We start from the raw sequence: 17,154 nt of genomic DNA, 5'->3' as shown, positions 1-17,154 counted from the left end.
TTTTATAATGAAGTAATAGTTTTACCTTTCAGACTCAAGTTCCTTAACGATCTCTGCCACTACTTCCCTTTCATCAAAATGTATAGTTTTATCCTTTAATATCTGATAATCCTCGTGCCCTTTACCTGCTATAACCACTATATCATCTTTTTGTGCCATTTTCATTGCCGCCTTTATGGCTTCCCTTCTATTTTCAATAACTTCATAATTTTTCTTCTGGATTCCAGAAACTATTTCATGTATTATACTCATAGGTTCCTCTGTTCTTGGATTGTCAGATGTTATTATTGCAAAATCGGATAAGTCCGTGCCTATCTTTCCCATTATAGGTCTCTTTGTATTGTCTCTGTCTCCACCACAGCCAAATACAGCTATAAGCCTTCCTTTTTTAAACTCTCTAACCGTATTGAGTATATTTTTCAAACCATCTGGAGTATGGGCATAATCAACTATAATTTCATAGTCTAAATTATATCCATGAGTTACAATTTCGCATCTTCCAGGTACAGCAAGCAAATTTTCAAGTCCCTGCTTTACAATTTTAATGTCTATGCCTTCATTAACACAGGCACCTATACTTCCAAGTGCATTCATAACATTATATTTTCCAGGTATATTTAGATTTATATGTTGAGTCTCATTTTTATATGTTACATCAAATTCTACACCTCTAGAATGCATATTCAAATTGTCTGCCTTTATATCAGCAGATTTTTCAATAGCATAGGTAAGCTTATTGCCTCCTGCATCCTTATATATTTTTTCACCGTACTCATCATCCATATTTATTATTGAATTCAATGTATTCTTAAAGAGTATGAGCTTTGCATTGTAGTAATTTTCAAAAGTCTTGTGAAAATCAAGATGATCTCTTGTAAGATTTGTAAATATCGCCTGAGAAAATTTTACTCCATATATTCTATTCAAATAGAGTGAATGAGATGAAGTCTCCATGACACAATAATCCACACCACTGTCTGCCATATCTTTGAATAACTTCTGTAAATCGAGGGATTCCGGGGTAGTTCTATCAGAGTGAAGTTTTTTATTTCCTATGTAATTTGCAATAGTTCCAACTAAACCCACTTTATATCCTGCAGCTTCCAAAATAGATTTAATCATAAATGTAGATGTAGTTTTTCCATTAGTACCTGTTATTCCTATAATCTTCATTTTGCTTGAAGGATTGCCATAATAATTTGAAGCAGCCAAAGACATTACCTTTCTTGTATCATCCACTTTTATAATATTACAATCCGGCAATTTTTCTATATTTCTGCTGCAAATTATAGCTGCTGCACCATTTTTACATGCACTGTCAATATATTTATGCCCATCAGTCTTGTAACCTTCAATGCATATAAAAAGGTCTCCATTTTTAACTTTTCTTGAATCATATTGAATCTCTCTTATTTCTAAATCATCTGTGCCTCTGATAACCTTATAATTTATTTTATAAAGTATATTTTTTAAATTCATGCTATACACCCCTCAAATTAAGTATTATTGGATTAAAATTTTTTATAAAAATTTATATTCATATTTACATAACATTGGCATGCAACAACCAACAGTGGTATTGCATGCCCTTATCTAATCTCCAAGTATTTCTGCATGAAGATTTATAGTAGTACCCTTCTGAACTTCTTTACCGGGTTCTACACTCTGTTCATCTACCATTCCTTTTTCATCAAAGTTTGCCTTTAATCCCAAACTATTGAACACACTGTTTGCACTGTCCGTAGTTGTACCTCTTACATCAGGAACTGTCACTACTTTATTATAGTCTGCACTTTGTGAAGTGTAAAGTAATATCTTGCTTCCCTCTTTAACTGTATAACCTGGTTTAGGATTCATATCCACCACATATTCTCCCTTATTATCAGACTCTGGAACTAAATTCAATTGTTTGAGTGCATTTTGTGCATCAGATGACTTCATTCCTCTTACATCAGGGATAACTACATTTTTAAGCATACTTTTTGCGATTTCCTGAGAACTTGCATCACTCTTTATTGAAAGATAGTTGAATATATCGCTAAAAAGCTGTTTAGCTGCCGGAGCTGCTGTCTGCCCTGCATAATAATTTGAAGGATCAGGCTCATCTATAGACACAAGGAGTGTAATTTTAGGATTACTTGAAGGTGCCATACCGGCAAAGGAAGCCACATATTTTCCAGACTGATATCCTCCAACTCCCGCCTTTTGAGCGGTTCCAGTTTTTCCTGCTATATGATAACCATCTATAAAGGCATTTTTTCCTCCACCTTCTGAAACTACTCTCTCCAGATATCCTCTCAGCTGTGCTGCTTTTGCAGAGTCCAATATTTTTTGTTTGTTTTTACCCGAAAGATCATACTTTTTATCAACTATCTCCTGATTACTGTTATCATCATAATGATCTATTTCTTTCATAACATGAGGCGTTATAAAATATCCACCATTTGCTACAGTATTAAAAGCCTTTAAATATTGAATTGCAGTTACAGTATTTGCCTGTCCAAAAGATATGGTAGCCAAATCTATATCACTTATATTCTGTGTACTTTTTACAATTCCCTTTGCCTCTCCTGGAAGATCTATGCCAGTTTTCTGTCCAAAGCCAAATTTATGTATATACTCATTTAGCTTTTCCTTCCCTATTTTCTTTCCAAGCTGTGCAAATCCTACATTGCATGAATTTTTAAGTATGTCTGAAAATGTTTCAGTACCATGACCTGTACGTTTCCAGCAGTGTATGGTTCTGTTTCCTATAGTAATGCTCCCATCACATGCAAATGTATCATTATTTACATCAACAGAATCTGTTTCAAGTGCAGTATCAGCTGTTACAACTTTAAATATGGAACCTGGTTCAAAAGTATCGCTTACAGCTCTGTTTCTCCATGTTTTTTGAAGTTCAGCATAGGATTTTCCTTCCTGCCATGGATCATTTGGATTATAGTCAGGTTTATTGACCATAGCCAGAATTTCTCCATTTTCAGGATTCATTACCACTATGCTTACAGCTTTGGCTTTATTATCCTTTAAAGCCTGTTCTGCTGTTTTTTCTGCAAAGTGCTGTATCATACTGTCAATTGTCAATACTAAGTCATTTCCATCTACAGGCTTTGTAAATTCTGAAATAGTGTCAGGTAAATCTTTGCTTTTGCTATCTGTCTCAGTAATTCTTCTACCTGGAGTACCTGAAAGCTGTTTGTTGTAATAAAGCTCAACCCCTGTAAGTCCTGTACCATCAGAATTAGTATGTCCAATAACATGCGATAGGAAATTATTATTTGGATAATACCGTTTTGTATCTGCAGATATCAGTATCCCATTTAATTTTAGATTTCTTACTTTATCTGCCTCACTTTTTTCTATTCTTCTCTTTAAAGTGGCAGAACCTAGTGGAAGTCCTCCCGGAAGTTTCTTATTTAGAATTTTTAAAACATCACTTTTATCCATTGAAAGTGAAGTTGCAATCATTGATGATACCTGCTCACTTGAAAGCTTTTTTTCTTTCATTGTGTCTCTTAACGTATTCATATCCAGGTCTACCCTGTACACATTAGCACTTATAGCTAGTTCATTGTTGTTCCTGTCTAAAATTCTACCTCTTTTAGCATCAATTTTTACATCACTTGTCCATTGAGCCACTGCCATAGTTTTAAGTTTAGGTGATTTATAAATCATTATGTAAATCATCCTACTTACCAGCAGAAGAAAAGTTATAAATAAAAAGCTAAAAACTATTATCATCCTTTTTCTTATTATAACTTTATCTCTGTATTCATTTTTAGACAATTACTTTTACCTCCATTTAAATTGCTTTAGCTTATTTAAAACTGTATTAAATTTTTTATTATTTTTATCCGATGTTTCCTGTTTTACAATTGACTTATTTAAATCCACATAAACAACTGAGGCTTTAGATGGCTGAATCATATGCAGCTTGTTTATCGCATTATCCTCTATATATTGTAAATTATTATATTTTACAAGTTCGACCATCAAGTTCCCATTTTCTGTATTTAAATTTTCTATCCTGTTCTGAGTAGAATTTAATTCCATCTGCATATTGTATATAGCAGAATATCTAGATATAAGTATTATGCCAATTATAAAAATTATTCCAATATTTCTTATAACTCTTAATTTATTTCTAACTTTATTTTTATTAGTTCGTTTTCTCTTTACTATTCTCTTTTCTTCAGTATATTCGGGCTGTATAGCATTATTCCCATTTACAATTTTGTCTTCATTCATCACTATCACTTTATTCACCTCACTCAAACTTTAGAACTAAATTTTCTCTGCCACTCTAAGCTTGGCACTTCTACTCCTTGCATTCATATCTTTTTCGCTGTCTGTAGGTTCTATTGGTTTTTTATTTATAATTTTTATGAGTGGAATTTTTCCACAAACACACACAGGAAAATCAGGTGGACATGTACATGGATTCTCTAATTTTTTAAACTTAACTTTAATTTTTCTATCCTCTAGTGAATGAAAAGTTATAACTGCAATTCTTCCACCCACCTTAAGCCTATTAACGCTATCCTCAACTGATTTGTCAAGTATTTTAAGTTCTCCGTTTACTTCGATTCTTATAGCTTGAAAAGTTCTTTTTGCAGGATGACCATCCTTTTGAAATTTCATAGGTATTGCTTTCCTTATTATATCTACAAGTTCAAATGTAGTTTTAATAGGAGATTTTTCTCTCTCCTCCACTATAAATTTTGCTATTCTCTTTGAAAATCTATCTTCTCCATAATCCTTTATAACTCTGGCTATATCATCTAATTCATATTTATTAACTACATCATACGCAGTTAAACTTTGATCCAAATCCATTCTCATATCTAAAGGTGCATCTTTCATGTAGCTAAATCCGCGCTCAGCCTTGTCTATCTGGTATGAAGAAACTCCTATATCCATAAGCACTCCATCTACTTTTTCAATATTCAATTCATTTAATATACTATCTATATTATAAAAATTGTCATGAACATACGTTACATTGTTAAATTCCTTAAGCTTTTCCTGCGCTGCTTTTATTGCATCACTGTCCTGGTCAATTCCTATAAGTCTACCGGTACCGCCAAGTTTCTTCAATATTTCTTTTGAATGTCCTCCACCGCCTAAGGTACAATCAACGTATATTCCATCTTTTTTTATATCAAGATTATCTATAGTCTCATTTAAAAGTACAGGTATATGTTTAAATTCCATAAAGTCTCCTCCATTAAGCTATATTAAAAACCCGTTTTTATCTAATTTTACTTATTCTATATTAACATAAAAATTCCTGCTTTTTATATAATTTTAATATTTTTTTTAAACAAACTAAATTTAATTTAATATTTGCTCATAATAAATTCAATTTACAGAATATTCCATAGGCATGACATTTATTGAAATACTGCATTTTGTAGAGTATAATTTAAAATGAATTTTATATAAGATATATAAGAAAGGATGTACATAGATGAAACTTGGAATTGTGGGTCTGCCAAACGTAGGCAAAAGTACCCTATTTAACGCAATAACAAAGGCAGGAGCTGAATCTGCAAATTACCCTTTTTGTACCATAGAGCCAAATGTAGGTGTAGTAAGTGTTCCAGATAAAAGACTTGATGTACTTGAAAAAATGTATACAGCTCAAAAAAAAGTATATACCGCTATAGAATTTTACGACATAGCAGGTCTCGTAAAAGGTGCCAGCAAAGGTGAAGGACTTGGAAATAAATTTTTATCCCATATAAGAGAAGTTGAAGCCATAGTCCATGTCGTAAGATGTTTTGAAGATGAAAATATAGTTCATGTAGAAGGTTCTATAGATCCTATTCGTGATATTGAAACTATAAATTTGGAACTAATATTTTCAGATATAGAAGTAATGGACAGGAGAATAGAAAAAATAGTAAAGCTCGCCAAAAGTGGTGCAGATAAAAGTGCAAAAGCAGAGTATGAACTAATGCTTAAAGTAAAGAAGCAATTAGAGGATGGAAAACCGGTTAGAACTCTAGAGCTCACAGAAGATGAAGATGAAATAGTTAAAGGCTATTTTTTACTTACTACAAAGCCTGTATTATATGTAGCAAATATTTCAGAAGATGATTTAATGTCAGGTAATGGCGATAATAAATTTGTTAAAGAAGTAAAAGATTATGCTAAAACGGAAAATGCAGAAGTAATAACTATATCTGCAAAAATTGAAGAGGAACTCTCCACTCTTGAAGATGATGAAAAGTCTGAAATGCTTGAAGAATACGGTCTAGATGAAGCAGGACTTGATAAATTAATAAACGCCAGCTATAAACTTTTAGGTCTCATAAGCTTTTTAACTGCAGGAGTTAAAGAAGTACGAGCATGGACAATAATAAATGGAACAAAAGCTCCAAAAGCCGCCGGAAAAATCCATTCCGACATAGAAAAAGGTTTTATAAGAGCAGAAATAGTTTCCTATGAAAAACTCGTGGAATCTGGATCCGAAGCAGTTGCCAAAGAAAAGGGTTATTTTAGACTTGAAGGCAAGGACTATGTAATGCAGGATGGAGATGTAGTAAACTTTAGATTTAACGTTTAATTTGTTTACAAATTTTATAAATAAAGTTCACAATTAGTTTATTTTAATTGTGAACTTTATTTTGTAAGCTATTCATTATTACTTTAATGTTTTCTGGGTTTATTCATACTATATTTTCTACATTCATTTTTAATTTCATGAAGTACAATATCAAAGTCAACATTTTCGTCGCCCATCAAGATATCTACCGCATCTTCCACAGTTTCCATAGAATATATATGAAATTTTCCATTTTTTATTTCTTCTTCAACTTCATTTTTTAAAGCAAGACTGCTTATATTGGATTCAGGAATAAGAACCCCTTTTCCATTAGTACCTCCAAGTACCTTACACACATTAAAAAATCCTTCTATTTTATCATTGACGCCGCCCACCGGCTGAACCTTTCCGAATTGATTTATAGAACCTGTAACAGCTATATTCTGCTTTATACCTATTTTTGAAACTGAAGATATAATAGCTATTACCTCTGCTACAGATGCACTATCCCCATCCACACTTCCATAAACCTGTTCAAAGTTCAAGTGAAAATTTACAGGTAGTTTACTATATCCTCCAAGCAAACTGTTTATATATCCATTTATTGTACTTATTGCCTTATTGTGAATTTTACCTGAAAGATTGCTCTCCCTCTGTACATCAAATATATTTCCCTCTCCTTTTACACAAGAACATGTCATTTTTATAGGTTTTCCAAAAACAAAATAACCTGTATTTAAAATCGAAAGTGCATTTACCTGTCCAACCTTCTTACCTGATATATCTATAAATATTTGATTTTCTATATATACATCATCTATTTGTTTGTCTATTATTTCATTTTTGCAAAATGTATTCTCAATATCCTTAACCTCTATATAATCCCTATTATTTTCTACAGCACTATCATTTGAAATTGTAAGTATCTTCTCCATTTCACAATCGTCTATAAATAGCTTACCTCTATTTTCTGCCTTTCTCGAAAAAATTTTTGCAATTTCTCTAAGTCCGTTATCTGTAATAGGTTTGAGCTTGTTATGACTGCACATATAAATAATTTTTTTTAAGAACTCTTTTTTAGTATTTTCATCTATATCCAGGATCGGATTGTATTCAGCTCTAATTTTAAATATTTTTTTAAAATCATGATCATAATTATAAAGGAAATTATACGTATTGTAATCACCTATAAGTATTATTTTTTCATTAAACCTTACAGGTTCCGGATTCAATCCGCTTAAAGATATCATTTCCAGATATCCACGTTTATAATCAAGCTTTACTTTACCACTCAGGAGGGCTTTCTTTAAATAATAATATGAATTTGGATTGTTCAAAAGACTATTCATATTGAGTATAAGACAACCTCCATTTGCCTTTAAAATAGAACCTGGCTTTATAAAATTCATATTTGTTATATAGCCACCATTCTTATTCTCATATTCTATGTCTCCAAGTAAATTAGACAGACTTGGATCTTCTTCAAATATTATTGGTGGCTCGCTAATATTACTATTATCTACAAGAACATTAACAGAGTATTTTAATATTATGCTCTTTATTGCGCTTTCATCATCATCAAAACTTATTGAGTATATACTCTCTATTTTTTTCTCCATACTTTTACATATATAATTTAAAAAATCCATAACAGTTTTATTATCTTTGAACATCTGGAAATAGTTATTATTTAAAGCACTTCTTTTTTTCATGTAGTAGTTATCCATGATTATTTTTATTTTTTCAATTTCAACTAATTCTATATTTTTTAGCTTGTCAAGTATTTTTTGAGAAGTAACTTTTAATAAATTCACCTTATTTAGTATATTTTCTTTTTCATTTATATTCAGCATATTATAGTCATTTTCATTCATCAAGCTTCCATCATCTTTAATAGGAACAAATATAAAACCGTCATCTGTGGATTTTAAGTTGAATTTTTCCTTTTTGGACATTGTTATCAATTCATTTATCAATTGCTTTTTCTTAGTATGGATGGATTGTATAATAGAATCTTTTTCACCTTGAGCCACATTATAAAATTCATAAGTAATCTTATAATAAAATTTTTGAATTTTCTCAACAATATCCTTTAATTTTTTTCCATAACCATATTTTAAAAATAAAACTCTTGGCTTTTTTATGTCATCATAAATAACATAACATATGTCCTGCATTCCATTATTTTTGATAAATTTATATACATAGTTTTCTATATTCTTCAATTTATCTTTTGAAAAATCATCTATTATATATAAATTATATCCTTCCTTATTTATACTTAATGCTGTTTTTATCTTTGCATATATATCACTATATTCATAATTATCTTCAATGTTATTATCTAAATCTATATCTTTTACATTAAAATTATAGATAACTTCATCAGGTTTCAATTCCCTTTTCATTGTTAATTCCCCCTTAGGCATTGTTTTATTATAAATTACACCTAAATCAAAAATTCTATTTGTTCCTTAATATAAGGATATTCTGAAAATACAAGTTTAGGAACAAAAAGAAAATAATTTTTCAATAATATATTACCTGAATAATTAATATAATATATTATTGAAAATACACAGGGAGATGAAAATAATGATTATATTTAAGTACATCAAGATAATGATAAATATTTTTTCAGGATTGATATTAGTATTATTAATACTCTCTTTTATATCCAGTCACAATATAAAAAATGCCAACGATACAAACACTTCTGCAAATCCAGCTCCTTTTTCACTGAGCAGTAAAGATATATACTATAGTAAACAAGACATATCAAAACAGAATACTTCTACAAATACTCTTACAAGAAATGAAGTAATAAACATGGCAAAACAAATGGTTGAAGTAACGTGGACTCCAAAATATAATTTAAAAGATAAATATAGTCCTTACATATTCATTAAAGGAAAAACATATCATGGAATACCATATAGTATGTCTATGTATCAGGTATCCTCGATTAGTGACTTTTTATCAAATATAAATGGGAGCAAAATTTTATATGGAAATGATTGTTCTGGATTTGTCAGCACCTGCTGGGGAATAAAGAGACAAACTACACTTTCTTTATTAAATTCAGTTAAACATCATGATAAAATAGACGGAAAAGCTATAAATCAAATTTCGTGGAATGACTTAAAGCCTGGAGATGCACTTCTCTTTGATAATGGAAAAGGTGAAGGACACATTATGATCTATGACAGTACAGATTCTAAAAATAGCAACAAATTAAATGTATATGAACAAAATATAAAAACTCTAGTACCTTTTCAACCTATACCAGTAGCACGGGAAGATACTAGATTTAAAAATAAATTGATAAAAAATGGATATATTCCAATTAGATTAATGACGTTAAATTAATATTAATTTAACGTCATTAATCTAATGAATAAATCATATCTCCCAATTTTTGAGCTTCTTCTTTATCATGGGTTACAATTATTACAGTTCTTTTTTTCTCCATTTGAATTTGTAAAAACTTATCCATAATTTTATTTTTCAATTCAAAGTCAAGTCCTTTAAATGGCTCGTCCATAAGTATTAAATCACCATTATATGCAAGAGCTCTAGCAAGTGCCACCCTTCTTTTCATTCCTCCACTTAATTCATCTGGAAATTTATCTCCATACTCCTCAAGTTGAACCATTTCCAGATACTTGTTTACAATACTGTCTATATCTTTTCTTTTTTCGCCTGACTTAATTACAAAAGCAACATTTTCAAATACACTTAAGTTTGGAATAAGCCTATCCTCCTGAAATACATAAGATATATTCTTTCTATTTACTCTAACCTGCCCGCTATAATTTTTATCTATACCTGCTATTATATTCAAAAGAGTAGTTTTACCACAACCGGACGGTCCGAGTACCATAGTAATCTTGCCCTTCGTAAATTTCAAATTCAAATTATAGAATACCTTGTTATCGCCATAATACTTATATAAATCTTTTATTATAATTTCTTCCATCACAACTTTTCTCCCATCATTTATTACACCATTTACAATTTGCTAGCTGTAAAATGTTTGAGATAAAATTTAAATATTCCCTCAAAAATAAAGCTTAACGCTATAACTACGATAGTCCATGCAAATAGCTCTGATGTTTCAAGCATAGTTTTTGAATTCAGCAAATTAAATCCTATAGAATATTTTGGAGTGCTTAAAACCTCGGATGCAACTGAAACCTTCCACCCTATTCCAAGACACATAAGTATTCCTGACACAATATAACTTTTTATTCCAGGCAAATATATATCTTTTAATATGTACTTTTTCTTTACTTTATATATGTTTGCCATCTGTATAAGATTTTTGTCCACTGATTTTATACCTTCAATTACATTCGTATATACTATTGGAAAACAAATAAGTACAGCTGTAAATATTACTACATTAGACGAAGTAAACCAAACAAGTGCTACTATTATTATTGACATTACAGGTGTAGCCTTTACAGTTACAACTACAGGTTGAAGAAAATCCTCTATTGAATTATTAAGTCCTGCAAATATCCCGACAATAATTCCTAAAATTATAGAAACCGAAATACCTATTATAACTCTGACTACACTTTCAAAAACACATTTCCAAAAATAAGCCTTTCCCATATAAAATATAAGAGACTTTAATACTTCAAATGGAGATGGAAGCAATATGGAATTGCTTAATATAAGTGAACAAATTTCCCATATAAAAAGCCAAAATACTAAAATAAGTGATTTTCTAATTAGTTTTGTTTCCACTGTAATAGAAATTTTCATCCGGCAACTTTCCTCCAATAGACTTTGGATTATCTTCTTTAAGTACATTATAAAAATTTTGTAATTCTTCTTTTCCATCCTTTGCACTTATAAATACTATATTGCACCTTGGTATAGCCATTTGTGCTACTTTGGCCTTTGGAATTATTCCATTTTTTTCTACAAGTTTTCCGGCTTGTTGAGTATTTTTATTTACAAAATCTACAGATGAACTATATCTCTTTAAAAATTCTTCCGCATCTTTTCCTCTTTTATCTGCAAAACTTTTTCTAAATATAAGTGTTCCCATAATAAGTTGGCTCTTTCCTTTTGATGCTTTATACCATTCTTTATTAAAATCTATAGGAACTGTAAGATCCTTGTCTTTTGTCTTTGTTGTTGTTACAAAAGGTTCTGGAAGAACTGCTAAATTAACCTTTTTAGCCGCAATAGCTGCTGCTAGATCGCTGTGTGTCATTTTATAATCTACTGTAACATCTTTCTCAGGATCAATTCCATTACTTTTCAATATGTAATTAAGTGCAAACTCCGGTACTGAGCCTTTTCCACTTGAATATATGGTTTTTCCTTTTAAGTCACTTATATTTTTTACAGAATTTCCATTTTGAACTACATATAAAATTCCGAGAGTATTTATTCCTGCCAGTTCAACCTGTCCTTTGGTCTTATTATATAAAACTGATGCTAAATTTGATGGTACTGCTGCTACATCTACGTCTCCGCTAACAACTTTGGATACAATTTGATCCGGTGAATCATATACCGAAATATCATAATCAGATTTATTATCCTCCATAAGTTTTACCATTCCAATTCCCGTAGGTCCTTTTAATGCTGCAACTTTAATTTTTGCTTTTTCATTTTGTTTGGAACCTGAACTACTAGAATTATTCGAACATCCTGCTGCAAATAATGTTGAAATTACAAGAATTAATGTAGTTAAAATAATGCCTATTTTCTTTTTCATATAAATGTCCCCCTTATTTGAAATAAATTACACCTTAATTATATATCAATTCAATATACATTTCCATTTTATATGTTTAATTCTTCATAATTTGCTTTTGTAACTTTTTATTTGAAAATATTGCTAAAAAGTTGACATTCAAAAATTTATGCACTAAAATATAGTTATTAGCAGTTCATTATAGTGAGTGCTAATATAAAAGCAACGATTACACAACACTTCTTAACTGATGTTATACTTAATAAGCATAGTATCCAGCTAAAAATTGTCTTTACCAATTTTATTTTTCATAAAATAATATCTAATTATTAAAGTTACTACGAAAAATTTTTTAGTATTAAAATTTAATTTTAGTATTTACATTATTTAATTTTTATAATTATTATGTTTATTAAGTTTACAATAAAATATAATTTAAATATTAAAAATATTATATTTATTTAATTAATTAGGGGGAATGAGAAATGAAAGCATTACTTTTAGCAGGTGGTAGAGGCACCAGGCTTAAACCTTTAACAGATAGAATTCCAAAGCCAATGGTACCTATTATGGGAAAGCCACTTCTTGAAAGGACTATACTTAAACTAAAAAAATGCGGAGTAAATGAAATTGTAATAAGTACATGTTACAAATCTGATTTCATAAAGGCTTATATAGGAAATGGTGAAAAACTTGGATTAAAAGTAAATTATATATCTGAAGATATACCTTTAGGTACTGGAGGAGCAATAAAAAATGCCGAAAAATTTTTTAATGATACATTTATAATTTTAAACTCCGATATTGTATGCAATGTACCTTACGATAAGTTTATAAATTATCATAAAAATAAACATGCTGCAGTATCTATTGCTATGACAGAAGTAGCTGATCCTTCTCAATATGGAGTAATAGAATTTGACAAAAATAATTATATAACTGCCTTTAAGGAAAAGCCTAAGAAAGGCGAATCAAATTCCAGGTGGATAAATGCAGGAATATACGTTTTTGAACCCGGTGTACTTGATGAAATACCTAAAAATGAAGTAGTCTCTATAGAAAAACAGACCTATCCTCTTCTTTTAAATAAAGGATATAAAATGTCGGCATATAAATATTCAGATTACTGGTTGGATATAGGTACAATTAAAAAATATATGAAAGCACATGCTGACATATTTTTAAGTAATTATAAAAAAATATTGAAAAGCAACAATAAATTTGACATAAATGACCTTATTATAAAAGATGAAAATATCAATATATCTTCCAATACAAAAATAACAGGCCCTGTATTTATAGGGAAAAATGTTAATATTCATAATAATTGTACGATAGGTCCTTATACTGTTATAGGAGACAATTCGAATATATATGAAAATTGCAATATATCCAAAAGCATCTTATGGAACAATGTTCTTGTAAATAAAAATGCCAGTTTGCAAAATACAGTTCTTACTTCAAATTATAAGGTAAAACCATATTGCAGTATTGAAAATAAGGCTTGTGTACCAGGTGATTATGAAAACAATTTATTAGCTGCACAAAATCTATAAAGGAGTTGAATTACATGGGAAAAAATATAGCTTTTTTAAGCACTTACCCACCAAGACAATGTGGAATAGCAACATTTACAGAAGATTTAGTAAAGAATTTAAAAATAAATTATCCTTTAAATTCATATAAAATAATAGCTATAAATGATAAAAAATATAACTACAATAACGATGTAAGCTTTAATTTAAATCAATTTGATAAGGATGACTATAAAAAATTATCTGATAAAATAAACAATTCAGATATAGATTTAATTGTAATAGAACATGAATATGGTATATATGGTGGTGCTGCCGGAGAATACCTCCTTGATTTTATAAAAAATTTAAAGGTTCCTTTTGTCACTACTTTACATACTACTCTATCCAAGCCAGATGAAAAGCAAAAATATATACTGACTACACTTGGATCCCAAAGCAAAAAAGTCATAATAATGGCTAAAAATTCTAAAAAGATATTAAAAAATGTATACAATATACCTGAAAATAAAATTTGCGTTATACATCACGGAGTTCCGGATATTTTATCTGAAAATGCAAGGTCCCTGAAAGAAAAATTTGGCTATAAAAACAGAAGTGTTATAAGCACTTTCGGGCTTTTAAGTCCAGGCAAAGGCATAGAATATGCAATAGAAGCTATATCAAAAGTTTCTATAAAGCATCCTGAAGTACTTTATTTAATATTGGGAAAGACACATCCTTGTATAAAAGAAGAATATGGTGAAAAATACAGGGATAGTCTTGAAGAAATGGTTGAGAAACTCAACATAAAAAATAATATACAGTTTGTAAATAGATATTTAACTAAAACTGAAATAGTAAATTATCTAAATTTATCAGATATATATCTAACCCCTTATCTTGGAAAAGAGCAGGCAGTAAGTGGAACTCTAGCCTATGCTGCAGGATATGGAAAGGCAATAGTATCTACTCCATATAGATATGCCCGTGAAATGCTTAAAGATAATAGAGGACTGCTTGCTGAATTTAAAGATTCAGGTTCTTTATATAAAGCAATAGAATTCTTATTAGATAATCCATCAAAACGAAAAGAAATAGAAAAAAATATGTTAAAAGTAGGTATAACCATGAGGTGGTCCTACGTATCACAAAAATATGAAAATCTATTTTTGGATGTAATTAAAAATAGTGATTATTCAATACAGGCGGTGTAATTATGTTTACAGAAAAATATGCAGAACCTCTTTTTATAATAACAGATGATACCGGAATGATACAACACAGTAATTTCACAGTACCTGATCCAAAATCAGGATATACTACAGATGACAATGCAAGAGCACTTATGGCAGCAGTTATGTTATATGAAAGATACAGAAGTGAAAAATATTTGGAACTAATATTTAGGTATCTTTCCTTTCTAACTTACGCTCAAAATAAAGATGGTGGTTTTAAAAATTTTATGGATTATAATAGAAATTTTATAGAAGAAAATGGTTCAGAGGATTGTTTTGGAAGATGTCTATGGTGCCTTGGCTGTGTAATTAATTCACCTTATATAAAAAACACTATAAAATATGCAGCTCTTACTTTAGTAAAAAATTCTATACAAAATGTATACAAATTAAATCACATAAGAGGAAAGTCATATTCTTTGATAGGCCTTTGCATTATTTATAAAAGCGTATGTGAAAATTCCTCTATATTAAACTATTTCAACTTGAATAATAAGCTTGATGAAATAAAAAATTTAATAATTAACTTATCTGATGATATACTTCATGATTTTAAAAAATGCAGCAGTGAAAAATGGCAGTGGTTTGAAGATGAATTAACCTACAGCAATTCCATAATACCTTTGAGTTTATTAAAAGGCTATGAAACAACAAAAAAAGATAATTACTTAAATACAGCATTAAAATCTATAGATTTTTTGAATGGCATATATTTTAAAAATGATTACTTTAAACCCATAGGCTGTAAGGGATGGTTTAAAATAGGAGCCAACTCACCGGCAGAATTTGATGAACAACCTGTAGAAGCTTGCAGTACAGCCTTCTTATATTTGGAAGCCTATAAAGTAACTAATAAAAATTTCTACCTTCGCAAAGCTCACTTATGCAGCGAATGGTTTACTGGAAATAATTCAATTGGCAAATCAATGTTAGATAATTTGACACATGGATGTTATGATGGAATTAGAAAATCAGATATAAATTTAAATACTGGAGCAGAAAGTATACTGGCAAATATAATTACACAGCTATTAGTCAGCTGACAATTAATTGTCAGCTGATTTAAGCTCCGGTACTAAATCCTGTGGTATTTTTCCTGTAATACCCTGTACTAAATTTTTTGCAGCTCTCATGTCCATATCAAAACGTGTTCTTGCAGTGGCTGAACCTATATGCGGCAGTGTAACCACGTTTGGCATTTTAAGTAATGGATTATCTTTATTTACAGGCTCTACATCATAAACATCAAGCCCTGCTCCAAATATTTTTTTATTTTTAAGTGCATTTATAAGTGCTTCTTCATTTACAGTTTTACCTCTTGATGCATTTATAAATATAGCTGTATCTTTCATAAGGTCAAATTCCTTATAGTCAATTAAATGTTCTGTCTCATCTGTAAGTGGTGTCATCAAAACTATATAGTCTGACTGTATAAGAAGTGTATCCAGGCTAACATATTTAGTACCCAGCTCACTTTCCAAATCATATTTTCTACTTCGATTGTGATAAAGTACATCCATATCAAAACCCAATTTAGCTCTTTTAGCTATAGCTCTCCCAATTCTGCCCATTCCTATAATTCCTAAAGTAGTATGATGTACATCTATACCATACAAATTTTTCTCGTCATTTTTATTCCATTTTCCCTGCTTTACATATGAATCCAATTCTGTGACTCTTCTTGCTGTAGAAAGTATTAGAGAAAATACAAGATCGGCTACCGTATCATCCAGCACATATGGTGTATTAGTACCCATAACTCCTCTGGATTTCATGGCTTTCAAATCAAAATTATTATATCCTACAGAACTATTACTTACGATTTTTAGATTTGGAGCATGGCTTAGCAGCTCTTCATCAATTCTTTCTCCATTTTCAAGTAAGCCTTCAACATTTTTTAGTTCTTGAAATAGTTCCTCCCTTGAAATTTTTTTATCATAATCCCAGAACTTGCAATCACAATATTGAGATATGTATTCCTTTATTTCGTCAGCAATTGATTTTTCAATAAACACCTTAAATTTGCTCATATTATTACCTCCAAACTTACTATGTTATCCACTTAATTATTCTACCACCATGTATAAATTATTTCCATGATATAACAGTATACTATCCATTTAATTAAACGAC

The 17,154-nt window shown here is 29.9% G+C and carries 14 protein-coding genes; 5 read left to right on the top strand and 9 right to left on the bottom strand.

Going from position 1 to position 17,154, the window contains the following annotated elements; translation table 11 throughout:
* Positions 1-21 precede the first annotated feature (21 nt).
* The 4 genes from J2Z42_RS00480 to rsmH form a co-directional block, all read right to left on the bottom strand.
* On the bottom strand, positions 22-1,479 hold the full coding sequence (locus J2Z42_RS00480) for a UDP-N-acetylmuramoyl-L-alanyl-D-glutamate--2,6-diaminopimelate ligase (RefSeq protein ID WP_209700399.1): 1,458 nt from the start codon (positions 1,477-1,479) through the stop codon (positions 22-24).
* 114 nt (positions 1,480-1,593) lie between these two features.
* On the bottom strand, positions 1,594-3,786 hold the full coding sequence (locus J2Z42_RS00475) for a stage V sporulation protein D (RefSeq protein WP_209700398.1): 2,193 nt from the start codon (positions 3,784-3,786) through the stop codon (positions 1,594-1,596).
* Positions 3,787-3,792: 6 nt separating this feature from the next.
* Positions 3,793-4,248, bottom strand: a complete 456-nt coding sequence (locus tag J2Z42_RS00470; RefSeq protein WP_245331434.1) for a cell division protein FtsL — start codon at positions 4,246-4,248, stop codon at positions 3,793-3,795.
* Positions 4,249-4,284: 36 nt separating this feature from the next.
* Entirely contained in the window at positions 4,285-5,214 is a 930-nt protein-coding gene (gene rsmH / locus J2Z42_RS00465; protein WP_209700396.1) for a 16S rRNA (cytosine(1402)-N(4))-methyltransferase RsmH, read from the bottom strand.
* A gap of 256 nt (positions 5,215-5,470) precedes the next feature.
* Between rsmH and ychF the strand changes: the two genes are divergently transcribed.
* Positions 5,471-6,571 (top strand): redox-regulated ATPase YchF, encoded by a 1,101-nt coding sequence (gene ychF, locus J2Z42_RS00460; RefSeq protein ID WP_209700395.1) that lies wholly within the window; start codon positions 5,471-5,473, stop codon positions 6,569-6,571.
* 83 nt (positions 6,572-6,654) lie between these two features.
* Here the strand turns inward: ychF and J2Z42_RS00455 are convergent, their stop codons facing one another.
* Entirely contained in the window at positions 6,655-8,958 is a 2,304-nt protein-coding gene (locus J2Z42_RS00455; RefSeq protein WP_209700394.1) for an AAA family ATPase, read from the bottom strand.
* Between the two features lie 187 nt (positions 8,959-9,145).
* On the opposite strand from J2Z42_RS00455, the gene J2Z42_RS00450 reads away from it, so the two are divergent.
* Positions 9,146-9,919, top strand: coding sequence for an NlpC/P60 family protein (locus J2Z42_RS00450; RefSeq protein ID WP_209700393.1), 774 nt, complete (start codon positions 9,146-9,148; stop codon positions 9,917-9,919).
* A 16-nt stretch (positions 9,920-9,935) separates the two neighbouring features.
* On the opposite strand, the gene J2Z42_RS00445 is transcribed toward J2Z42_RS00450, so the two are convergent.
* Genes J2Z42_RS00445 through J2Z42_RS00435 form a run of 3 tightly spaced genes read right to left on the bottom strand, consistent with a single transcriptional unit; the run spans position 9,936 to position 12,290 of the window.
* A complete protein-coding gene (locus J2Z42_RS00445; RefSeq protein ID WP_209700392.1) occupies positions 9,936-10,529 on the bottom strand; it encodes an ABC transporter ATP-binding protein in 594 nt (197 codons plus the stop codon).
* Positions 10,530-10,561: 32 nt separating this feature from the next.
* Positions 10,562-11,323, bottom strand: a complete 762-nt coding sequence (locus tag J2Z42_RS00440) for an ABC transporter permease (protein ID WP_209700391.1) — start codon at positions 11,321-11,323, stop codon at positions 10,562-10,564.
* A complete protein-coding gene (locus tag J2Z42_RS00435) occupies positions 11,286-12,290 on the bottom strand; it encodes an ABC transporter substrate-binding protein (RefSeq protein WP_209700390.1) in 1,005 nt (334 codons plus the stop codon). The genes J2Z42_RS00440 and J2Z42_RS00435 overlap by 38 nt, the downstream gene beginning before the upstream one ends.
* Positions 12,291-12,754: 464 nt before the next feature.
* Between J2Z42_RS00435 and J2Z42_RS00430 the strand changes: the two genes are divergently transcribed.
* Genes J2Z42_RS00430 through J2Z42_RS00420 form a run of 3 tightly spaced genes read left to right on the top strand, consistent with a single transcriptional unit; the run spans position 12,755 to position 16,064 of the window.
* Positions 12,755-13,825: a nucleotidyltransferase family protein gene (locus tag J2Z42_RS00430; protein WP_209700389.1), complete on the top strand. Its 1,071-nt coding sequence runs from the start codon at positions 12,755-12,757 to the stop codon at positions 13,823-13,825.
* Positions 13,826-13,839: 14 nt separating this feature from the next.
* On the top strand, positions 13,840-15,000 hold the full coding sequence (locus tag J2Z42_RS00425; RefSeq protein WP_209700388.1) for a glycosyltransferase family 4 protein: 1,161 nt from the start codon (positions 13,840-13,842) through the stop codon (positions 14,998-15,000).
* A 2-nt stretch (positions 15,001-15,002) separates the two neighbouring features.
* Entirely contained in the window at positions 15,003-16,064 is a 1,062-nt protein-coding gene (locus J2Z42_RS00420) for a prenyltransferase/squalene oxidase repeat-containing protein (RefSeq protein ID WP_209700387.1), read from the top strand.
* A 3-nt stretch (positions 16,065-16,067) separates the two neighbouring features.
* On the opposite strand, the gene J2Z42_RS00415 is transcribed toward J2Z42_RS00420, so the two are convergent.
* Positions 16,068-17,051, bottom strand: a complete 984-nt coding sequence (locus tag J2Z42_RS00415; protein ID WP_209700386.1) for a 2-hydroxyacid dehydrogenase — start codon at positions 17,049-17,051, stop codon at positions 16,068-16,070.
* Between the last annotated feature and the right edge of the window lie 103 nt (positions 17,052-17,154).

This window comes from Clostridium algifaecis (genome assembly GCF_017874415.1).
Lineage (GTDB): Bacteria > Bacillota > Clostridia > Clostridiales > Clostridiaceae > Clostridium_B > Clostridium_B algifaecis.
The sequence above is the reverse complement of the archived record's forward strand: the minus strand, read 5'-3'. Positions and strand labels throughout refer to the sequence as shown.